Here is a 20,025-nt window from a genome sequence, read left to right on the forward strand (position 1 = left end):
TGTTCGGGCTGAGCGTTTAAAGTTCGCCGGCTTGCACGCGCAAGCAGGCCTGCAGGTGACCGTCCTTGACGGGGGCCAGGACCGGATCGTCACCGGCCCGACAGGCGTCGACGGCAAACTCACAGCGCGCCGCGAAACTGCAACCCGGGAGGGGCTTGGATAGATCGGGCGGCAGACCCTTGATGGTGTAGAGCTCGGATCCCTTGGGCTGCATCGATGGAATCGAGCGTTGCAGCGCGCGGGTATAGGGATGCTTGGGTTCGTAGAAGAGTGTGCGGGTATCGGCGGTCTCGACGATTTTGCCGGCATACATCACCTGCACACGGTCGCACAGTCCGGAGACGACGCCGAGATCGTGGGTGATGAAAACGACTGCCATGCCGATGTCGGCCTGCATCTTTTTAATGAGCTCAAGAATCTGGGCCTGCACGGTCACATCGAGGGCCGTCGTCGGCTCGTCGGCGATGAGCAGCTCCGGTTTGGTGATGAGCGCCATCGCAATCATCACGCGTTGGCGCATACCGCCGGAGAACTCGTGAGGGAAATAGTGGATACGGCTGGCGGCGTCGTTGATGCCGACGGCGTCGAGCATTTCGAGCGCGCGTTTGAGAGCCTCCTTCTTGGTGATGTCCTCGTGGATCATCAACGGCTCGATGAGTTGGTCGCTGACCCGCATATAGGGGTTGAGCGACGTCATCGGGTCCTGGAAAATCATGCTCACGCGCTTGCCCCGAATGGACCGGGCTTGGGCCGGCGTGCAGTTGAGCAAGTCGATCCCGTCGAACATGGCAGTGCCGCTTTCGATTCGGCCCGGCGGAGTGGGGATGAGCCCCATCAATGAGTAACAGGTGACCGATTTTCCCGATCCCGACTCGCCGACGATGCCGAGCGTTTCGCCGCGTTCGAGTGAGAAACTTACCCCGTCGACGGCGCGGAATACCCCGCTGCGAGTGTGAAAATAGGTGCGAAGATCTTTAACAGAAAGGAGCGGCATCAATAAGTGGGCTCAGGTTGGTTGTGTTAAGGGATGAGCTACCGGCAATTCTGCGACCGGCGCAAGCGTCATTGGTGCCGGGCGTGCGGACGTCGGGCGAAGGAGGCTCAGGACCGGTAGACGTCGGGGTAGCCTTCGCCGCGTCGTTTGTAGCGCTTGTGGACCCAAAAATACTGTTCCGGCGAGCGGCGGACTTGTTCTTCGATGAAGTGATTCACGCGCATCGCATCGGCCGTATGGTCGCCGGAAGGGAAGTTTTCCCAGGCGGGATACACCTGCAACTCGTAGGTGCCGTCGGCCAGCCGATGGGCGTAATAAGGGATGACCTGACAACCGCTCATCTGGGCAATGCGACTTGTGGCGACATTGGTCACCGCGGGTTCGCCGAAAAAGGGCAGGACTTCGGACATCTTGGTTTTTTTGCCCTGATCCGGGGCATACCAAACCAAGCCGCCCTGTTTGAGGGCTCGCAGCAGACCGCGCAAATCGTCGAAAGGGATGGCCTGCTTGAGATGCCGTTCGCGAATGCGCCGCATGACCTCGGCCACGGCGGGATTGTTGGGATCGCGGTAGAGGGCGCAGAACTCGACCTGCTCATTGATGATGCGGGCCCCCATCTCGAGCAACGTGACATGGCCGGTCACGACCAACGCACCGCGATGGGAGGCCGCGGCGGCGTGGAGATGCTCCAAACCAATGATGCGATGACGCGGCAGGCGATTTGTCGGCGACCACCAGGCGGAGACGGTTTCGAACAAACCCAACGCCAACGACCCGTAGTGCGCGCGAGCCAGTTCGCGAATCTCGGATTCCGTTTTCGCGGGAAAAGCCAGACGCAGATTGATCAACGTGACACGGCGACGGACCGGCACGATGTGATAGACGCACCAGCCCAGAACAGCGGCGAGTGCGCGTTTGATGGGCCACGGCAGCAGATTGAGCAGATAAAATACGCCCAGCCCGAACCAGGTCGGCCAATGTTTCGGATGTTTCAGATTACTCGGTGGGCGCGGAGAACTCATGCGGCGTCAAAGTCCCTGCCAGGAATCACGCTCAAAGCCGAAGCGTTCAAAATCGACCGCATAGAGCGCGTGCACGCGTTCCGCCAACGCATCGGTGTAAACGGGCGTGGCGATCTTCCCGCTGGCGTTGGTGGGACGGGCGAGTTGGGCGGTGGTCCAGTCGGGCGGGATGCCGACGAGGGCGAGGGTGTCGGCCATGCCACTCACGAATGCGGTCTCCATGTGATAAACGTGTCGATAGGCGACGTGGTCGGCCAGCAGGACGGAGCGTTGAGTATCCCAATGTTGGTTACGCCGACCTTCCGGTTGCGATTCGATGTAACTTAAAAATGAAGCGAACGGGAACGGCGCGTTGTCGTCGGCGCCGGGCAGGCCCTGATCGGCGGCGAAACGGCGCAACTGTGGCACCAGTTTGCGCATGCTGCGGGGATATGACGGCGAATTGAACCCTTTGACCAATTTGTCGTTCCAGGCGGAAAGCACGCGGGCGTAAGGATTGCGCACGAAACAACGAAAATCGTAGTCCGCCTGATGGGAGAACGCGTGGAAATAGTCCGGAATCGGTGCCGTCGTGTAGCGGCGTGTGCGGCTGACCGGCCAGAGGCGGCCGAGTTGCGGGGAGGCCCCGGCGTTGGTCAGGCCTTCGACGAGCACGCGACGGAAGGCGGTTGAACCCACCTTGGGATTGAGCAGCACGCCCAGGCCCAGGTCGCGGCGCAGATAGCACTTGTAAGGGCTGAAATGCGGTTGCCGAAAGACCGCCCACGCCGAGCCGGTTGAAGTCGGGACGGAGCCCGAAGGAGAAGTTGCAGATCTGTCGTTGGTCACGCCGCGGTCATTGAAAACGCGCCGACCTTGCGGAGCGGTCGAACGCAGGGCCAGCCCGGATTGCGCGCGCCAAACTTCAGAGGCGAGAGTGTAACCATAATGGTTACACTCTCGCCGTGGCCGGCGGTGGCGGGGCGCGGCATCGCGGGCGGGGACGGTTTCGAGTTGGCATCGGCGAGAGGGGTGCGCTTTGCTGTGCTCCTTTTCGTCCCGCCATGCTTGATCCGAAACTCCTCCGTGAATCGCCCGACCTCGTTCGGGCCGCCATTGCCAAGAAGCACCTCGAGGTCGACCTCGACGCCGTCGTGGCCCTCGATTCCCGGTGGCGGTCGCTCCTGACCGAAGTCGAGGCCATGCGCGCCCAGTCGAAAGCCGTGAACGGCGAAATGGCGAAATTGCCCAAGGGATCGCCGGAGTTTATTGCCAAAGTGGGCGAGATGAAGGCGCTGAAAGTCGGGGCCAAAGCCAAGGAAGACGAACTGAAGGAAACCGAAGCCGCCTGGCAGCAGGCGATGATGGAGTTGCCCAATTTGCCCCACGAATCGGTGCCGGAAGGCAAAACCGGGGATGACAATGTGGTGCACGCCACCCATGGCGACGTCACGGCGGTTTCGGCCGACGCCAAGCCGCATTGGGAAATTCCGGGATTCGAGAACGCATTTGATTTTCCGCGGGGCTCGAAAGTCACGGGCGCGGGCTTCCCGTTTTACATCGGCGACGGTGCCAAGCTGGTGCGGGCGTTGCTGCACATGTTTTTGGATCACGCGGGTGAAGCGGGCTACGTCGAAGTCAACCCTCCGATTTTCGTGAACGCGGCGAGTGCGACGGCGACGGGGCAATTGCCCGATAAGGAAGGCCAGATGTATGAGACCGTGGGCGATCACCTGTATGCGGTGCCGACGGCCGAGGTGCCGTTGACCAATTTTTTCCGCGACGAGATCATCGACGCGGCTGACCTACCGGTGATGCGTTGCGCTTACACGCCGTGTTTCCGTCGCGAGGCGGGCAGTTACGGCAAAGACGTGCGTGGGCTCAATCGGCTGCATCAGTTCGACAAGGTCGAGCTGCTCAAGTGGGTGCATCCGTCGACCAGCTACACCGAACTCGACGCATTGCGCGGCGACGCGGAGCGCCTGTTGCAAAAACTCGAATTGCCTTACCGCGTGCTGCTCATGTGCGGTGGTGACCTCGGGTTTGCGCAGGCCAAAAAATACGACCTCGAAGTCTGGTCGGCCGGCCAACAGCGCTGGTTGGAGGTGTCGAGCTGTTCAAATTTTGAGAGCTTCCAAGCCCGCCGTGCCCGGATTCGTTACCGCGCCGGCGAAGCGAAACCGGAGCTGGTGCACACGCTCAACGGATCCGGTCTGGCGGTGCCACGGGTGCTGGCGGCGTTATTGGAAAACAACTTACAAGCCGACGGTTCGGTGAAACTACCGGCCGCATTGGTGCCTTATTTCGGCCGCGACACGGTGTCGTTTGGCTGAGCGGAACGAAGTCGCTGGCCGACAAGAAAGCGAGGCGCAACATGGCGGAGCCGAAGCTTTCCCGATGGCAGACCATGGCGCGGCGCATGGCGGCGGCGATTCCGATCGAGCGATTGCATCCGGCAGTGGTGTCGGCGGCGGCTTCAGCCGGTCGACGGCGCTGGATCGTAGCCGTTTCAGGTGGTAGCGATTCGGTGGCGTTGGGGTTGCTGGTGTGGGCGCACTGGCCGCAGCACCGAGACCGCTTGGTGCTGGCCCATTTCGACCATCGATTGCGGGGGAGGGCTTCGGCCGAGGATGCGCGGTTTTGTCGCCGATTGGCGGAAGGCCTGGGCATCGATTGTGAGATCGGTCGATGGGAGTCACCGCCAGCGGCAGCGAGTGAGGCGGCGGCGCGGGCGGCGCGAAATGGGTTTTTCGACGAGGTGCGGCGGCGGCATCGGTCGCGGGTGATTTGGACGGGGCACCAACGCGATGACGTGGCGGAGACGTTGTTGATGCGGCTGGCTCGTGGGAGTGGTTCGCGGGGGTTGAGCGCGCCTCGGCCGTTGCAGGATTGGGGCGAGTCCGGCTCCCGGTGGCGGCCGTTGATCGGTTTATCGCGCGAGGAGCTGGAGACGGCGTTGCAGGCGGCGGGAGCACGTTGGCGCGAAGACGAGACCAACAGCGGCGAGGCCTATTTCCGAACCCGGGTGCGACAACAAGTGGTGCCGGTATGGATCGCGGCGGCCGGACGTGATGCGGTGGCGGGAGCGGCGCGCTCGCGGGAGCTCATTGCCGAGGATGATGCGGCCTTGGAATGCTGGCTCGACGAGTTGGATGTCGTCGCGGCGGACGGGGCGTTGTCCCTGACGAAACTGGCCGGACGGCCTGCGGCGATCTGGCGGCGGGCGCTGCATCGGTGGTTGGGCTGGCAGGCGGACGGTGGTGGCCTTTCGCGGCAAGGATTTGAGGTTTTGCTCGAAAAAGCCCGGTCGGGGAAGACGAGCCGTTTCAGTCTGGGGACGACGGGATTTGCCCGAATTCGTCGCGGGCGGCTGTATTTTGAGAAACTATCGCCTTAGTTTCGGGTTACTAATCATGAAAATAACTCTTAACTCATCCTCGGGCGGTTCCGTTGACACCGAGGTGGGGAACCTTCACGTTGATTCTTCAGTCCCTAAATATTGATGCCAGAACCTGACCAAGATAAGAAGCGCAAGCCGCTCCGTTCGCCTACTCCTGATCGCTTCCAGATGCCCAAGGTGTTTCTGGTATGGATCATCATCATCGGAGCCTTGGTGGCGCTTTGGGTCTTCAACCCCAACAATGTCAACCCGGCCGCGGACCTGCGTATTTCGCAAGTGGTGGGTCTGGCGGAGCAGGGGCAGATCAAATCCGGCACCATCCAGCAGGAGCTCTCCGGGGGGCGCGATTGGGCGATCATCACCGGAGAAACCAAGGAGGCCAATTTTACCAACGCCAAGAATGAGAAGACGGCGGCTTTTCGGGCGGATGGTCGACTGACGGACGCCAATATCGAGAAACTGCAGGCCACGGGACTCTTCGATGAGCGGCCGGCGACGACCTTCCTGACCACGTTGGCGAGTCAGATCATTCCGTTCATGGTCATCATTGGCCTGCTTTACTTCCTCTTTGTGCGCCAGTTGCGCAACGCCGGCAAGGGCGCGATGAGTTTTGGCAAGAGCAAGGCCAAGTTACTCCAGCGCGATCGCGACAAAGTGACGTTCAAGAACGTCGCGGGCTGCGATGAAGCGAAGGAAGAGATCGCGGAAGTCGTTGATTTTCTGCGCGATCCCAAGAAATTTCAAAAAATGGGCGGCAAGATCCCGAAGGGTATCCTGCTCGTCGGTCCTCCCGGCACCGGTAAAACCCTGCTGGCCAAGGCCGTAGCAGGCGAGGCAGACGTCCCCTTTTTCAGTGTGTCGGGTTCGGATTTTGTGGAAATGTTTGTCGGCGTCGGCGCGAGCCGGGTGCGGGACATGTTTGAGCAAGGCCGCAAGAACGCGCCGTGTATCATCTTCATCGACGAAATCGACGCCGTCGGCCGCCAGCGGGGCGCCGGTCTCGGCGGCGGCAATGATGAGCGCGAACAAACGCTCAACTCGTTGCTCGTCGAAATGGACGGTTTCGACACCACGGATGGAGTGATCATTATCGCGGCGACCAACCGTCCTGATGTGCTCGACGCCGCATTGCTGCGCCCGGGCCGTTTTGATCGCCAGGTGCATGTTGATCTGCCCGACCTCATTGGTCGCGAACAGATCCTTCGCGTCCATGCCCGCAAGATCGCGTTGTCCGACGAAGTCGATCTCAAGCGCATCGCTCAAGGCACCCCCGGATTATCCGGTGCCGAGTTGGCCAATCTGCTCAATGAATCCGCGTTGCTGGCGGCGCGTCGCAACAAAAAGAAGGTCGAGCCCATCGATATCGAAGATGCCCGCGAAAAGGTATTCTTCGGTCGCGAACGCCGGCGCGTCATGGACGACGATGTGAAACAGCAACTCGCTTGGCACGAAGGCGGTCACGCCGTGGTGCAAGCGGTGTTGGATGACGGCTCGATGCCGGTATTCAAGGTCACCATTCTTCCCCGGGCTGGCAGCTTGGGCAGCATGACCTCGATTCCGACCAAGGATATTTTGCTCCAATCGAAGGAGACGCTGCTCAACCGCATCTGTGTCGCCATGGCGGGTCGGGTGGGAGAAAAGCTCATCACCGGCAGCATCAGCAGTGGCGCCTCCGGTGACATCAGCAGCGCGACACGGGTCGCTCGGGCGATGGTGTGTAACTACGGCATGAGTGATCTCGGTCCCATCGCGATGAGCGATGATCAAGACACCGTGTTCTTGGGACGGGATATCACCCGCTCCCAACACGTGAGCGATCAGCAGGCGCAGCGGATTGACTCCGCGATCGCGAACATGATCGACGAGCAGTATAAGCGCGCCGAAACCATCATTAACGAGCACCGCACGTCGCTGGAAAAAATCGCGGAAGCCTTGCTCGAGCACGAGACGATCGAAGGTCGTCACGTGATGGAAATCATCGAGCACGGCGAAGTGCGTTCGCCGATCGTATCGACCAAGCCGATCGAAGAGTCGGTCGACGCCTCGGCCGATGATAAGGGCAAAGGTAAGAATGAGCCCGAGTCCGGCATGGGCGCGGCGGGCAACCCGGCTCCCAGCCCGGCCTGAACCCGCTAGCGCGTAAGCACGTTTTCATCACAACGGTGTGTTCCCTCGGGGGGCACACCGTTTTTTGATTTCGCTTCGGAACTCGGCGCACGACAACGTTCGGATCTGATCACCATGGCAGAAACCTCTCGCATTTCCTTTTCCGCCCTCGGCCAACGCGCCGCCCCTCCCACGATCGCCAAACTAATGGCGATGGCGCTGGAAAATCCCGAGTTGCTCTCGATTGCGGCGGGTTTCACGGACAATTCCACCCTGCCCGTGGAGCAGGTGCGCCATGTCGTGAATTCGCTCGCGGACCGGGATGAGTCCGCGGAATACCTGCAGTATGGCAGCAACCACGGTCGGCCGGGACTGCGGAAACTCTTGTCCGAACATCTCTGTCGTTCGGAGACCGCCCTCGATTATCACGATGTGCAACGCGGGTGTTTTATCACCAATGGTTCCCAGCAGGCGCTGTATCTCGCGATGCAAGTGCTGTGTAATCCGGGTGACATCGTGTTGGTGGATCGTCCCAGCTACTTCGTGTTTTTGGAGATGCTGAAAGGCTTGGGCATCGAAGCAAAGTCGATCCCGGTCGATGACGAAGGCGTGGTCGATGGTCCGGCGTTGGCCGCGCTGGTGGACTCCCTGCGCGCCTCCGGCGATGCGGAACGGATCAAAGCGGTCTATTTCGTGAGTTACTATTCCAACCCCTCCGGCCGCAGTCTCACCCGGGACGAGAAGGCGACGATCGCCACCGTGCTGACGGCGGCTGAAGTGGTCGTGCCGGTGATCGAAGATGCGGCCTACCGCGACATCTACTATCGAGAGCCCTGGCCGGCACCCAGCGTCCTGACCATGGCCGAGTGGGCGGATTTTCCCAAGCTCTACACCTCGACATTGACCAAGCCGTTTTCCACCGGATTGAAGGTGGGTTTCGCGACCTGCACCGATGTCGAATGGCGGGCGAAAATGCTTCACGTCAAAGCGCACCACGACTTTGGCACCGCCAATTTTAATCAACGGATCTGCGAAGAAGTATTGGCCGATGGCGGACTCGATCGCCAACTGCAGCGCATACGTCCGGCTTACGAAGCGAAGATGCGGGCGCTCGACGGCGCGCTGCGAGAGGGCGGTCTCTTGGAGCTGGGGTGGCAGTGGGCCGAGCCGGCGGGAGGCCTGTATCTGTGGCTCACCGCGCCCGACGGCATAGATACGGGGCTGGAGTCCGACTTTTGCCATGCCTGTGTCGCCGCAGGCGTTTTGTATGTGCCGGGAGAGTTGTGCTTCGGTGATGTTCCTCCGCGCAGCTGTATTCGATTGAGTTTCGGTGTTCTGGGCCAAACGCAATTGCACGAGGCGGCGCGACGACTCGTCAGCGTGGCGCATCGATTTGCCGACGTATCAGAAACTTCCCCCCTCAGCGTTAAAACGAACTTGGATCGTCGTTAAGCGCTCTTCACTGTCGGGCGCTTATCATATGAATATCTGTTGTATTGGAGCTGGATACGTAGGTGGCCCCACCATGGCCGTGATCGCGCAGAAGTCGCCGCAGACGCGCGTAACGGTGGTCGATATGAACCAAGCGCGTATCGATGCGTGGAATTCCGGCAACCTGCCGATTTACGAACCGGGACTCGCCGAGGTCGTGGCGGAAAGCCGCGGGCGCAATTTGTTTTTCTCCACGGACGTTGCGGGCGAAATCAATGCGGCGGATATTATCTTCGTGGCGGTCAACACACCGACCAAGACCTACGGCGTGGGGGCCGGCAGTGCGGCGGATCTTCGTTTCATTGAGTCGGTGGCTCGCACCATCGCCGAGGTGGCGACGTCCGGTAAAATCATCGTCGAGAAATCCACGATTCCGGTCAAAACCGCCGAGACGATTCAGAAGATCCTGGGCGCCAATACGCGGGGACTCGAATTCCAAGTGTTATCAAACCCGGAGTTTCTGGCGGAAGGCACGGCAATCGTGGATTTGCACAATCCCGATCGGGTCTTGATCGGTGGCCAAAAAACTCCCGCCGGCCAGAAAGCCGTGCAAACGCTGGCCGACGTTTATGCGGACTGGGTGCCGCGTGATCGTATCATTACCACGAATCTGTGGTCATCCGAGTTGTCGAAACTGGTCGCCAACGCATTTCTCGCTCAGCGTATTTCGTCGATTAATTCGATATCAGCACTCTGTGAAGCGACCGACGCCGATGTGGATGAAGTGGCTCGCGCGATCGGTTATGACAGTCGCATCGGTCCCAAATTCCTTAAAGCATCCGTCGGGTTTGGCGGCTCGTGTTTCCAGAAGGACATTCTCAACTTGGTGTATCTTTGCCAAAGTTACGGGCTGCCTGAAGTCGCCGCTTATTGGCAAAGCGTGGTCGGAATCAACGACTGGCAAAAGAAGCGTTTTGCTGCGCAAATCGTCAAAGCGTTGTTCAATACGGTTTCGGGCAAACGTATCGCGATCTGGGGTTTCGCTTTTAAGAAAGATACCAATGATACGCGTGAAACCGCCGCGATTTCCATCTGTCGTGATTTGCTGGAAGAGCGTGCGGAGGTCGTGGTTTATGATCCCAAAGTTCCGGCGGAGCAGATCCGAACCGATGTGTTGGGCAAAGGCGTCGAGAATGATCGTTTAATCATCGTGGATTCCGCCGAGGCCGCCGCGGTGGGGGCGCATGCGATTGCGGTCGTGACGGAATGGGATCAATTCAAAGCGATTGATTTCGAAGCAGTCTTTGCCGACATGCCCAAACCGGCCTTCATCTTTGATGGACGTAACTTGCTCGATCTCGAACAACTCCGCAAAATCGGATTCAACGCGACGGGAATCGGAAAGTAGTTCCCGCCGCATACCGAACCCGAGGCGATCAGTCGAAGATGGCTTCGGGTAAATAGCCGGTGATGGTCATCGTCGGCACGTTGACCAGTTGGGATATCTTTAAATCGAGCACCACGCTGCAAAGCGTATAAGCCATCTCGGCCGAGCAACGGGTTCGTCGGGTAATGAACTCGATGGCACGACGCACGACGCGTTGCGCCGCCACGCGCGGATTTTCATCCGACTCAATAAACATATGCCATGGTTTCTCGTTATACCGCGGAGGCACCAAGGAACCTGAAGTGGTGGCGTAGGGGCCGGGAATGGGGGCGTTTTTAATCAGGTCGATTTTAAGCACGCCGTTCATGGGGGCCTCCATACCGTTAATACACACTTCGCCATCTCCTTGGGCGGCGTGACAGTCGCCGGCGAGCAGGTTGGCCCCTGCGGTGAATACGGGGAGATGCAGCGTGGCACCGGCCCCCAAATGACGAACGTCGAGATTCCCGCCGAAAGCCCCTGGGGCCCGCGTGCGAAATTCGCCGGACTCTTCTCGCTGCACCCCGATAATTCCGGCAAAGGGATGCAGATCAAGGGTTACGCCGGGAAAAGACTGCGTCTGATCCCGATCCAACTTCCAGATGAAGAGATGATGGTCAGGAAAATCATCCGGTAATAATCCCAGCCCGGGTATCAAACTCGTCCACGCCCAGCCCTGGTGTTGAAACGCCTCAATATGGATGACGAGTTGATCTCCAGGTTCAGCACCGTCCACGGCGATGGGACCGGTCAGCGCATGAACTTTGGTCGCGTCGAATGATGATTTAAAATCGTGCGAGGTCCACGTGGGTTGAACCTGAAACCCACTTGAATCCGCCATGGAAATCTCCACTCGATCCCCGGGCGCAATCGTGAGACGAGGGGAATTGGAGTTGTCCCAGCGATGAACCAAAATTGAAGCGTCGAGTTGGTGCGTCATACCCATCAAACGAAGCTTTTGCTTGGCTGCGAACAACGCAAGATTTTGACGGACAAATTACATATATCTAAAATATTTATACATGGCACTTGAATATAAGAAAAATCAGGTGTTGGATCGCGCTGTTATGGTGACTGACAAAATTAAAGAACTGCAGGCTTTGCAGGCCAAAGCCGCAGAATTACAAAAATCGATTGAAGTTGAACGCACGCAGGAGCTGGCCGCTCTGCCCGCGAAGTTCGGCTATGATCTTCCCGGCTTCCTCAAAGCGGTAAAAGCCGCGGCGGGGAGCAAGACCCGTGGCCGTAAGGCCAAGGCTAGTGCCGCTCCGTCTGGTAAACGGACCCGGACCAAGATTACTCCGGAACTTAAAGCAAAGGTTAAGGCTGCCGTGGAGGCAGGTAAGACCGGTTCCGCGATTGCCAGCGAATTTGGCATCTCTGTTCCCAGCGTGCAGAATATCAAGAAAGAGTTCGGTTTGGTGAAGGAACGCTCGGCGCCAACGCCCGCGGCAGCTCCGGCACCCGCCCCGGCTCCGACTGAATCGTAAGAACTGATTTTTCCGGCAATTTCCGCCCCGTCAGGATTTTCCTGCCGGGGCGTTTTGTTTCCGCTTGCCCGTGGTCAACCGACGGATCGGCATGGAGCGATGAGGTCGAATCCGTCCCATTATATTCAGGCCAATACGAACGGTAGGCTCCATGATGCGACCCAACCGTCGTTGTCGCCCCTCAATCGCGGCTATCTATACGGTGATGCCATCTACGAGGTGTGGCGCTCCTATCACGGCGTCATATTCGCATGGCAAGAGCATGGGGCCCGACTCGTCGCGTCCGCGAAAGCTTTGGGTATGGCGATTGGCTGGAGCCCCACAGAACTCTTGACGGAGGTGAAGCGAACGGTCGCCGCGTTTCGCGATCATGAGAACTTCCGAGGCGAAGTTTACATCCGACTACAGATTTCGCGCGGCGATGGAGCGGTTGGTTTGGCCACCGCTTTGGCGGACGAACCGGGTTTCATTATTTTGGTTCAGCCGGTGCCGTTGATGTCTCCCGAAAAATTGGAGCAGGGACTGAATTTACATATCGCGAAACAACTGCGAAGGAATGCCCCTGATACACTCAATCCGGCGTGGAAAACGGGAAACTATCTCAACAATCTCCTTTGTCTTCGTGAGGCGAGGGAAAGTGGTGCTGATGACGCGGTGATTCTCAATCAGGCCACCGCGATCACCGAAGCCTCGACCAGCAATATTGGGTTTATTGTCGGTGGTAAATTTATCACGCCCCCGCTTTCGGCCGGAATTCTGGCCGGAATCACCCGGCGTTTCATCATTGATCGCGTCGCCGCATCGGCGGGTTTGTCGGTGGAAGAACGGACCGTGAGGCCGGCGGATCTGGCGACGATAGAGGAGGCCTTGTTGCTCTCGACCACCAAGGATGTTCAACCGGTCGCGAGGATCGACGAACACACTTTCGCGGTCGGTCCCGACACGGCGACGCGCCGCCTCAAAGCCGCGTTTGCCGCGTTCGCACACCAGCACAGCGACGCTCACCCTGAGCTCAGTGTTTGAGTCCAGCTGATCCGCGTCAGTATCTCAACATGCCGGGTTCGATGGTCGTGGCCCAGGCATCGATACCTCCGGCGACGTTGGTCACGGCGGTGAAACCTTGGGCGCGCAAATACTCTGTCACCCGCATGCTGCGCCCCCCGTGGTGGCACATAATCAGGAGGTGTTGATCGCGGGGCAGCTCGCCGACATTTTCGGGAATCTGGCGCATCGGGATTTGATCGGCGCCGCTCACACTGCATATCGCGAATTCGTGCGGTTCACGCACATCGATCATACGCGCGGGGCGATCATTCGCCTCCAGCAGGGCCTGGGCTTCGGCGACGGAAACTTCGAGAGGATAGTCGGTATCGGACATAGAGAGGGAATCGGAAGCGGCTTCGCAGGTTTCGGCCGTGAGCGTGGTTTTCCCGGCGCATCCGGGACAATCATCGACCGCCGGGAAGGGCAGAGTGTTAACCGCCGGGCCCAGGGCATCGTAGACCATGAGTCGGCCGAGCAACGGTTCTCCACAGCCCGTGATCAGCTTGATCGCTTCAAGCGCCTGCCAACTGCCGATCACGCCGCACAGCGCGCCGAGGACGCCGACCTCCCCGCAACCCGGGACGCTGCCCGAGGGCGGTGGCTCCGGAAATAAACAGCGGTAGCAAGGGCCACCCAAATGGGGCGCGAACACCGTGACCTGGCCCTCGAAGCGATATACGCTGCCAAATACCAACGGTCGTCGTGCTCGCGCGGCAGCATCGTTGTTGAGATAACGCGCCCCGAAATTATCGGTTCCGTCGACGATGACGTCATACGCCTCGAACAACGCGTTGACGTTGTCCGGGGTGACGCCTTCCGGGTGTGGGCAAATCTCGATATGGGGATTGGTTTCCCGCAGGCGGTGCGCGGCGGACGTCACCTTGGGTTGCCCGATCGTGGCGTCCCGGTGCAGCAATTGCCGGTGAAGGTTCGAGGCTTCGACCTGGTCAAAATCCGCGATGCCGATGGTGCCGACTCCGGCAGCGGCGAGATACAGTGCCGCCGGACTCCCCAAGCCACCGGCTCCGATGATAAGCACGCGGGCGGCCTTGAGTTTGGTCTGCCCCTCGACGCCGATTTCCGGCAACAGCACATGGCGGCTGTAGCGGGCGAGTTCGACTGGGTTGAGCGGTTGCATCGGCGGCCGAAACAGAGAAGCGTTACGGAATTGCCGCAAACGATAAATTGATCCGGCACAACTCTAGCTATTCATTCAGTTCATATGGGAAATCCTTACATCGTCATTATCGCCGGAGGCAAAGGAGAGCGTTTCTGGCCGCAAAGCCGGGCGGAGCGTCCGAAACATTTGTTGCCCGTGGTCGGCGACAAGCCGTTGCTCACGCAGACCGTCGAGCGCGTGCTGCCCATCGTGCCGAAGGAAAACATCTTTGTGATCACGAGCGCCGTGCAGGAGAAGGGCGTGCGTGCCGTGTGCAAGGACTTGCCCAAGGAAAACGTCATTGCGGAGCCCGTGGGGCGCGACACCGCCGCCGCCGTGGGCCTCGCCGCCGCGATTGTCGGTGCGCGTGATCCCAACGGCGTGTTTGCCGTGCTCCCGGCTGATCACGTCATTCACAATGGTAAAAAATATCAGGCCGATCTGAAAGTGGCATTTGCGGCCGCGAAGAAGTCGCCGGTCATGGTCACCATTGGTATCACGCCGACCGAACCCGCCACCGGTTTTGGTTACGTGCAGCGCGGCAAGACGCCGCAAAAGGTGGGCCGTCGGGAAATTTTCGAGGTGAAGCGCTTTGTCGAAAAGCCGGACCTCAAGACCGCCAAGCGTTATCTTAAATCCGGCGACTACTTCTGGAACGCCGGGATGTTTGTATGGAGTGTGGGCGTGGTCGAAAGCGCGATCGCCGAGTTCGCGCCGAAGCTCGATGCCGGCCTGCAGCCGATTCGCGCGGCGTTGGCCAAGGGCCGCAAACTCACCCCGGTGCTCAAAAAAGTTTACCCGACCTTGGAAAAGATATCGGTCGACTACGCGTTGCTGGAGAAATCGACCAACGTCGTGGTGCTGCCGTCGACGTTCGATTGGGACGACGTCGGCGCGTGGCCGGCGGTGGCGCGTCACTTCAAACCGGATACGGCCGGCAACGTCATGCGCGGCGCCACCATGGTCGAGCAGGGCGCGGGTAACATTGTCTTCAGCGAGGGTAGCCACTTGGTCACGGTGGTGGGCGTCGATGACCTGATCGTCGTGCACACCCCGGAAGCGACCCTGGTCTGCCCCAAGGACAAGGCACAGGAAATCAAGGCCCTGCTCAAGCGCGTCAACGCGTTGCCCGACGCCAAACGCTTCACCTGAGCGGTGGATTTGCGTCGTCTGTTGTGGCCATGCGTTTTCTCGGCATCGATCCCGGCACCAAGCGGCTGGGGCTCGCGACGGGCGACGACATGGGCCTCGCTTCGCCGTTGCCTGCGCTCACGCAGGCCACGGCGAATGAGCGTTGGGCGGCGTTGCTGATCGAAATTCGGCAGCGGCGCGTGACGGAGTTGGTGCTGGGTTACCCGTTGAACATGGATGACTCCGTGGGCCCGAAGGCCCGGGAATCCGAGGCTTTCGCCGTGCGTTTGCGCGAGGCGACGGGATTGCCGGTGCATCTGGTCGACGAACGGCTCACTTCGCACGTGGCCGAGTCCTCATTGCCGAAACATAAACTGCGCGAGATGCGGGCGAGTGGCGTGATTGATTCCCGCGCGGCCGCGATCATTCTGCAGGACTATTTGGACCAACGTTTCCCGCCCATGCTGATGGAGGAGCCGGAGTGAGCATGGTGCCGCCCACCCGGTGGCGGGGCGTGTGCGCGTATGATGGCACCGCATTTTCGGGGTGGCAGAGTCAATCCAACGGCAAGGGGGTGCAGGATGTGATCGAAGCGCGCCTGGCGGAAATTTTGAAAACGCCAGTGCGTTTGCACGGTAGCGGTCGCACGGACGCCGGCGTGCACGCCCTCGGCCAAGTCTTTCATTTCGACGCGGCGTGGCGGCATGGGCCCGATCGATTGCGCGCGGCGTTGCGGGCCGGCTTGCCCCCGACGATTCAAATCAAGTCCGCGTCAGTGGTCGCGGCAGACTTCCACGCTCGGTTCAGTGCGATCGGAAAACGCTATTCATTTCGAATTTTCGAAGGCGATGCTGATCCGTTTCTGCGACCGTTTGTCTGGAGCCTGGAGCGGCCGCGTCGGCTCGATGGCGGAGCTATGAAAGAAGCGGCGGCGGTCTTGCGCGGTCGGCACAATTTTCTGCCCTTCGCGGCCGACAACGGCACCGAGTTGGAAGATCCCGTGCGGGATTTGCGTCGACTCGATATCACAGCGCGGGGGCGGCACCTCAAACTGGTCTTCGAAGCCAACGGGTTTCTCTATAAAATGGTGCGTAGTCTCACCGGGGCGCTCGTGGCCGTGGGCGAGGGTCGATTGACGGTGGCGGATATCTCGCGGCTCGTGGAAAGTGGAGCGCCTCGGACGGCCGAAGTGGAAACGGCACCGCCGCAGGGACTGTTCTTGGAAAAAGTGTTTTACTGAGCCAGCTTGAGCCATGTTTCCGGCGATCAGCTCCTCGACCCGCGCGATGCGCGATCTGCTGTTTCCGCCGGTTTGCTTGGAATGTGGAGGTTTGTGTGAAGACGACAGCCCGTTGCGACATGTGTGCGGACGATGCTCGCCGCTGATCCGACGGGTGCGCTCTCCGCATTGTGAGTCGTGCGGTCATCCGTTTTTCGGGAAAGTTGAAGGCGAGCGACTTTGTCCACACTGCGAGGGTCTCAAACCGGTGTTTAGCCGCGCCAAGACCATGACGCTGTTCAAAGGGCCGGCGCGGGAGCTCGTGCTCTCGCTCAAATATCGCAACGGTCTCTTTGTGCTCGAAGACATGAAGGTGCTGATGCGGGGGAATCCGGCAATTTCGGAGTTTATCGCGGACGCGACTTTAGTGCCGGTTCCTCTCCACCCGCGTAAACGCCGGGAGCGGGGATTCAACCAATCGGAGCTCTTGGCTGAGGCGCTGGCGGAGGTCGTTGAGGGGGCTGCGTCCGTTGCCAATCTCTTGCAACGTGTGTTGGATATTGAATCTCAAACCACCTTTGATCGTCGCACCCGCCGCCGACGGATGAAAAATGCCTTTGCAGCCCGGAAAGGCGCCGCCATAACCGCCGGACAACGTTATGTTTTGGTCGATGATGTCTTTACCACCGGTTCCACCCTCAATGCCTGCGCCCATGCCATGCGCCGGGCGGGAGCGTTGAATTTGGACGTCATTACGTTCGCTCACGGTTAAGAATTATCGTTCCGTCCCGCGCTGCCCATGTCGCTTTTCAACAAGCCGAAGTATTCCACCGTTGTCCCGAAGAAGAAGGACATCCCCAAGGGACTCTGGACCAAGTGTCCGATCTCGGGTGAAATCGTGTTCAACAAAGAGCTCGAAGCCAACCAGATGGTGGTGCCCAAGAGCGGTTACCATTTTCCGATCGGCGCGCGCCAGCGCATCGCGGGACTGCTCGATGAGGGCAGCTTTGTGGAAATCGACGCCGGCGTAACTTCGGCCGACCCGCTCGAGTTCGTCGACTCCAAGCCTTATCCGGAACGCATCGCAAAATATTCGGCCGACAGTGGTTTGCCCGAAGCGGTCATCAGCGGCTCGGGCAAAATCTACAACATCCCGGTGACGATCGCGGTGATGGACTTCCGTTTCTGTGGTGGGGCGATGGGCTCCGCCGCCGGGGAAAAAATCACTCGTGCGATTGAAAAGGCCCGGGCCGACAAGACGCCGTGTCTGATTTTCTGTGCGTCGGGCGGTGCGCGCATGCAGGAAGGTATTTTCTCGCTGATGCAGATGGCGAAAACCAGTGCGGCGCTCGGTCGCCTGAGCGAAGCCAAGTTGCCGTATATCTCGGTGTTAACGCACCCGACCATGGGCGGCGTGACCGCCAGTTTTGCGGTGTTGGGCGATGTGAATATTGCCGAGCCCGGCGCATTGATTGGTTTTGCCGGGGCGCGAGTCATTAAAGAGACGACGAAGCAGACGCTGCCGCCGGGCTTTCAGACGGCGGAGTTTCTGCTGCAAAAGGGGCTGCTCGATCAGATCGTCGGTCGCTTGGAAATGCGGGACCGTTTGCGCGATATCCTGTCGGCGTTGTTCGTGAAAAAACCGGTGGAAATCGCGGCGGCCGATGCTGCCGCCGCCGAGGCGGCGGGTCGTTGAGCCTTTGCCCTGACCGGCTGAAGGCGTCGAACTGATCTCCCCTCCGAATCACCTATACCATGGATCGCTTGAACGGGCTGGATACTTACCCGGCGGTGCAGGATTACCTCTTCAGCCTCAAGGCCAAGGGAGTGAAGTTTGGCATCGATCGCATGCAGGTGTTGGCGGCCGAAATCGGCCACCCCGAGCGAGCCGTGCCGATCATCCATTTGGCGGGCACCAACGGCAAAGGCTCCACTGCCGCGATGCTCGATGCGATTTTACGAGCATCGGGCCAACGCGTCGGGCTCTACACTTCGCCGCATCTGGTTCGTCTCGGCGAACGCGTGCAGGTGGACCGGGAGATTCTCACCGAGGCCGAAATCATGGCTTTTACGCGCCAGTTAATCCCGGTCGCGGACCGCTTGGGGACGCGAGGCGAAGACGATCATCCGAGTTTTTTCGAGTTCATGACCGCGATGGCGTTCATGCAGTTTGCTCGTCGGGAGTGCGACATTGCGGTGGCGGAGGTCGGGCTCGGGGGCGAACTCGATGCGACTAATATCGTGCAACCGATCGTGACCGCGATCACCTCGATCGGATTCGATCATTGCGAAATCCTCGGCCACACTCACGCCGAAATTGCCCGAGCCAAAGCCGGAATCATCAAGCCCGGCGTCCCGGTCGTCATCGGACGCATGCCGGCCGAGGCTGAGGCGGTGGTGCGGGCGCGAGCCGTGGCGCTGGATTGCCCCATCCATTCGGTGCGCGAAACGTTTGAATCGCCCGGCGCGAGCTACCCGGAAACTGCGTTGGAGGGCGATTGCCAACGTTGGAACGCCGGCACCGCGACGCTCGTTGCGCGCGCGCTACCGGCGAGTTTTGGCGTGAGTAAAAACACCATCACGACCGGTTTGGCGGCCGCGCAATGGCCGGCGCGCTGGCAACGGATCCCGTGGGGGGACAACACCCTCATCATTGATGCGTCCCACAATCCGGAAGGGGCGGAAAGCTTGGCGCGGAACCTGGTGCGCTTGATCGCGGAGATCGGTGAAAAGCCGACGATTGTGGTCGGAGCGTTGGGCGTCGCTCGAGCCGGTGCGTTGATGTCGGTCATTTCCCAATATGCGGCGGAGATCCACCTCGTCGTGCCGAACCAGGCGCGCTCCTGTTCACACGCCGCGCTGCGTGAGCTCATTCCGGGGGATTTTACCGGCGAAGTATTTGACGACGACGTGGCGACCTTGTTCAGCGCCCATGGCATGCGCCAAGCGCGTCGCTCGGGACGGTCCATGGTGGTGACAGGTTCGATCTACCTGGCAGGCGAAGTCATGGCTCAGCTCAACCCCGAAACGGGTCCGGGCGAGGGTCGCCTGCAGGATTTTTAGGGGAAATGTCGGGCGGTTTCGCCGAAACCGCCGAACGCGCCCCCCCGTTTCGTTTAAGACTTCCGCCCCTCGTCGTATTCGAAGACCTCGATCATGGTCTTCACCTCAGCTCGATCCTGCAGGCCGGCTTCGGCTTTGCGGAACGCGAACCGCTTCGCCAATTCGTCATTCCATCCGACTTTGGAAATGAAGGCATTCCATACGCGGACATCGATCGGCCGCAGAGTTCGACCACTGGTGGACTGCACCCACGCGAGAATTTCGTCGTCGGAACCTCCTTTGAGGGCGCGTTCACGAAGGTCGGCGTAGTCGATTCCGAGAAAATCGCAGATCCAGTCATCCATGCCCTTGCCGAGGTTTTCATGAAAGTCCTCGCGCAATTGGCCGGCGGCAAACAGCCGGATTTTGCTCAACATGCGGGCGAAGTAGCGAACGCCCTGGGTTTCAACGTAGGCGCTGGCTGGTGGCTGGGTCGGAGTCATTACCGGACGCAAACCGACTTTTCGATCCACGCAAGTGCCCGATGCGCTCACGGGTAAATTTACGCTTTTGGACGTTCGA

General features: G+C 59.9%; 19 protein-coding genes and 1 pseudogene. 14 read left to right on the forward strand and 6 right to left on the reverse strand.

Annotation, left to right across the window (positions count from 1 at the left end; genetic code table 11):
* Positions 1-16 precede the first annotated feature (16 nt).
* The 3 genes from PXH66_RS05505 to PXH66_RS05515 all read right to left on the reverse strand — a co-directional run bounded on the left by PXH66_RS05505 (position 17) and on the right by PXH66_RS05515 (position 2,844).
* Positions 17-994 (reverse strand): ABC transporter ATP-binding protein, encoded by a 978-nt coding sequence (locus PXH66_RS05505; protein ID WP_330927896.1) that lies wholly within the window; start codon positions 992-994, stop codon positions 17-19.
* Between the two features lie 107 nt (positions 995-1,101).
* The gene (locus tag PXH66_RS05510; protein ID WP_330927895.1) at positions 1,102-2,016 is read right to left on the reverse strand and encodes a lysophospholipid acyltransferase family protein; all 915 of its coding nucleotides are present in this window, start codon (positions 2,014-2,016) and stop codon (positions 1,102-1,104) included.
* Positions 2,017-2,022: 6 nt separating this feature from the next.
* On the reverse strand, positions 2,023-2,844 hold the full coding sequence (locus PXH66_RS05515) for a sulfotransferase family 2 domain-containing protein (protein ID WP_330927894.1): 822 nt from the start codon (positions 2,842-2,844) through the stop codon (positions 2,023-2,025).
* A gap of 215 nt (positions 2,845-3,059) precedes the next feature.
* Between PXH66_RS05515 and serS the strand changes: the two genes are divergently transcribed.
* From serS to PXH66_RS05540, 5 genes are all read left to right on the forward strand, one after another.
* Positions 3,060-4,328 carry a serine--tRNA ligase gene (gene serS, locus PXH66_RS05520; RefSeq protein WP_330927893.1) on the forward strand — a complete coding sequence of 423 codons (1,269 nt, stop codon included), beginning with the start codon at positions 3,060-3,062 and terminating at the stop codon, positions 4,326-4,328.
* A 41-nt stretch (positions 4,329-4,369) separates the two neighbouring features.
* Complete coding sequence (gene tilS / locus PXH66_RS05525) at positions 4,370-5,392, forward strand: tRNA lysidine(34) synthetase TilS (protein WP_330927892.1); 1,023 nt, start codon at positions 4,370-4,372, stop codon at positions 5,390-5,392.
* Between the two features lie 105 nt (positions 5,393-5,497).
* On the forward strand, positions 5,498-7,522 hold the full coding sequence (gene ftsH, locus PXH66_RS05530; RefSeq protein WP_330927890.1) for an ATP-dependent zinc metalloprotease FtsH: 2,025 nt from the start codon (positions 5,498-5,500) through the stop codon (positions 7,520-7,522).
* Positions 7,523-7,636: 114 nt separating this feature from the next.
* Entirely contained in the window at positions 7,637-8,953 is a 1,317-nt protein-coding gene (locus PXH66_RS05535; protein WP_330927889.1) for an aminotransferase-like domain-containing protein, read from the forward strand.
* Positions 8,954-8,981: 28 nt separating this feature from the next.
* A complete protein-coding gene (locus PXH66_RS05540) occupies positions 8,982-10,340 on the forward strand; it encodes a nucleotide sugar dehydrogenase (RefSeq protein WP_330927888.1) in 1,359 nt (452 codons plus the stop codon).
* Between the two features lie 28 nt (positions 10,341-10,368).
* Here the strand turns inward: PXH66_RS05540 and PXH66_RS05545 are convergent, their stop codons facing one another.
* Entirely contained in the window at positions 10,369-11,298 is a 930-nt protein-coding gene (locus PXH66_RS05545) for an acetamidase/formamidase family protein (protein ID WP_330927887.1), read from the reverse strand.
* Between the two features lie 82 nt (positions 11,299-11,380).
* Between PXH66_RS05545 and PXH66_RS05550 the strand changes: the two genes are divergently transcribed.
* Together PXH66_RS05550 and PXH66_RS05555 are read left to right on the forward strand one after the other, a co-directional pair.
* The gene (locus PXH66_RS05550; protein WP_330927886.1) at positions 11,381-11,848 is read left to right on the forward strand and encodes a helix-turn-helix domain-containing protein; all 468 of its coding nucleotides are present in this window, start codon (positions 11,381-11,383) and stop codon (positions 11,846-11,848) included.
* A 171-nt stretch (positions 11,849-12,019) separates the two neighbouring features.
* Positions 12,020-12,871, forward strand: a complete 852-nt coding sequence (locus PXH66_RS05555) for an aminotransferase class IV (protein ID WP_330927885.1) — start codon at positions 12,020-12,022, stop codon at positions 12,869-12,871.
* Between the two features lie 16 nt (positions 12,872-12,887).
* Here the strand turns inward: PXH66_RS05555 and moeB are convergent, their stop codons facing one another.
* A complete protein-coding gene (gene moeB / locus PXH66_RS05560; protein ID WP_330927884.1) occupies positions 12,888-14,030 on the reverse strand; it encodes a molybdopterin-synthase adenylyltransferase MoeB in 1,143 nt (380 codons plus the stop codon).
* Between the two features lie 84 nt (positions 14,031-14,114).
* Between moeB and PXH66_RS05565 the strand changes: the two genes are divergently transcribed.
* The 7 genes and pseudogenes from PXH66_RS05565 to PXH66_RS05595 all read left to right on the forward strand — a co-directional run bounded on the left by PXH66_RS05565 (position 14,115) and on the right by PXH66_RS05595 (position 19,464).
* On the forward strand, positions 14,115-15,203 hold the full coding sequence (locus tag PXH66_RS05565; protein WP_330927883.1) for a mannose-1-phosphate guanylyltransferase: 1,089 nt from the start codon (positions 14,115-14,117) through the stop codon (positions 15,201-15,203).
* A gap of 29 nt (positions 15,204-15,232) precedes the next feature.
* Positions 15,233-15,667, forward strand: coding sequence for a Holliday junction resolvase RuvX (ruvX, locus tag PXH66_RS05570; protein ID WP_330927882.1), 435 nt, complete (start codon positions 15,233-15,235; stop codon positions 15,665-15,667).
* Between the two features lie 2 nt (positions 15,668-15,669).
* Positions 15,670-16,422: a tRNA pseudouridine(38-40) synthase TruA gene (gene truA / locus PXH66_RS05575; protein WP_330927881.1), complete on the forward strand. Its 753-nt coding sequence runs from the start codon at positions 15,670-15,672 to the stop codon at positions 16,420-16,422.
* A gap of 46 nt (positions 16,423-16,468) precedes the next feature.
* Positions 16,469-16,594, forward strand: a pseudogene (locus PXH66_RS05580) (ComF family protein); the annotation flags it as partial.
* Between the two features lie 96 nt (positions 16,595-16,690).
* Positions 16,691-17,173 carry a ComF family protein gene (locus PXH66_RS05585; protein WP_330927927.1) on the forward strand — a complete coding sequence of 161 codons (483 nt, stop codon included), beginning with the start codon at positions 16,691-16,693 and terminating at the stop codon, positions 17,171-17,173.
* A 27-nt stretch (positions 17,174-17,200) separates the two neighbouring features.
* Entirely contained in the window at positions 17,201-18,097 is an 897-nt protein-coding gene (gene accD / locus PXH66_RS05590; protein WP_330927880.1) for an acetyl-CoA carboxylase, carboxyltransferase subunit beta, read from the forward strand.
* A gap of 59 nt (positions 18,098-18,156) precedes the next feature.
* On the forward strand, positions 18,157-19,464 hold the full coding sequence (locus tag PXH66_RS05595) for a bifunctional folylpolyglutamate synthase/dihydrofolate synthase (protein WP_330927879.1): 1,308 nt from the start codon (positions 18,157-18,159) through the stop codon (positions 19,462-19,464).
* A 53-nt stretch (positions 19,465-19,517) separates the two neighbouring features.
* On the opposite strand, the gene PXH66_RS05600 is transcribed toward PXH66_RS05595, so the two are convergent.
* On the reverse strand, positions 19,518-19,946 hold the full coding sequence (locus PXH66_RS05600) for a DUF5069 domain-containing protein (protein ID WP_330927878.1): 429 nt from the start codon (positions 19,944-19,946) through the stop codon (positions 19,518-19,520).
* Positions 19,947-20,025: the final 79 nt, after the last annotated feature.

The organism is Synoicihabitans lomoniglobus (genome assembly GCF_029023725.1).
In the GTDB taxonomy this organism is placed as follows: domain Bacteria; phylum Verrucomicrobiota; class Verrucomicrobiia; order Opitutales; family Opitutaceae; genus Actomonas; species Actomonas lomonigloba.

Excerpts from the sequence above, each read along its gene's own strand:
- PXH66_RS05505 (WP_330927896.1), bottom strand. The coding sequence starts at position 994 with ATGCCGCTCCTTTCTGTTAAAGATCTTCGCACCTATTTTCACACTCGC.
- PXH66_RS05510 (WP_330927895.1), bottom strand. The coding sequence starts at position 2,016 with ATGAGTTCTCCGCGCCCACCGAGTAATCTGAAACATCCGAAACATTGG.
- serS (WP_330927893.1), top strand. The coding sequence starts at position 3,060 with ATGCTTGATCCGAAACTCCTCCGTGAATCGCCCGACCTCGTTCGGGCC.
- tilS (WP_330927892.1), top strand. The coding sequence starts at position 4,370 with ATGGCGGAGCCGAAGCTTTCCCGATGGCAGACCATGGCGCGGCGCATG.
- ftsH (WP_330927890.1), top strand. The coding sequence starts at position 5,498 with ATGCCAGAACCTGACCAAGATAAGAAGCGCAAGCCGCTCCGTTCGCCT.
- PXH66_RS05535 (WP_330927889.1), top strand. The coding sequence starts at position 7,637 with ATGGCAGAAACCTCTCGCATTTCCTTTTCCGCCCTCGGCCAACGCGCC.
- PXH66_RS05540 (WP_330927888.1), top strand. The coding sequence starts at position 8,982 with ATGAATATCTGTTGTATTGGAGCTGGATACGTAGGTGGCCCCACCATG.
- PXH66_RS05545 (WP_330927887.1), bottom strand. The coding sequence starts at position 11,298 with ATGACGCACCAACTCGACGCTTCAATTTTGGTTCATCGCTGGGACAAC.
- PXH66_RS05550 (WP_330927886.1), top strand. The coding sequence starts at position 11,381 with ATGGCACTTGAATATAAGAAAAATCAGGTGTTGGATCGCGCTGTTATG.
- moeB (WP_330927884.1), bottom strand. The coding sequence starts at position 14,030 with ATGCAACCGCTCAACCCAGTCGAACTCGCCCGCTACAGCCGCCATGTG.
- PXH66_RS05565 (WP_330927883.1), top strand. The coding sequence starts at position 14,115 with ATGGGAAATCCTTACATCGTCATTATCGCCGGAGGCAAAGGAGAGCGT.
- ruvX (WP_330927882.1), top strand. The coding sequence starts at position 15,233 with ATGCGTTTTCTCGGCATCGATCCCGGCACCAAGCGGCTGGGGCTCGCG.
- truA (WP_330927881.1), top strand. The coding sequence starts at position 15,670 with ATGGTGCCGCCCACCCGGTGGCGGGGCGTGTGCGCGTATGATGGCACC.
- PXH66_RS05585 (WP_330927927.1), top strand. The coding sequence starts at position 16,691 with ATGACGCTGTTCAAAGGGCCGGCGCGGGAGCTCGTGCTCTCGCTCAAA.
- accD (WP_330927880.1), top strand. The coding sequence starts at position 17,201 with ATGTCGCTTTTCAACAAGCCGAAGTATTCCACCGTTGTCCCGAAGAAG.
- PXH66_RS05595 (WP_330927879.1), top strand. The coding sequence starts at position 18,157 with ATGGATCGCTTGAACGGGCTGGATACTTACCCGGCGGTGCAGGATTAC.
- PXH66_RS05600 (WP_330927878.1), bottom strand. The coding sequence starts at position 19,946 with ATGACTCCGACCCAGCCACCAGCCAGCGCCTACGTTGAAACCCAGGGC.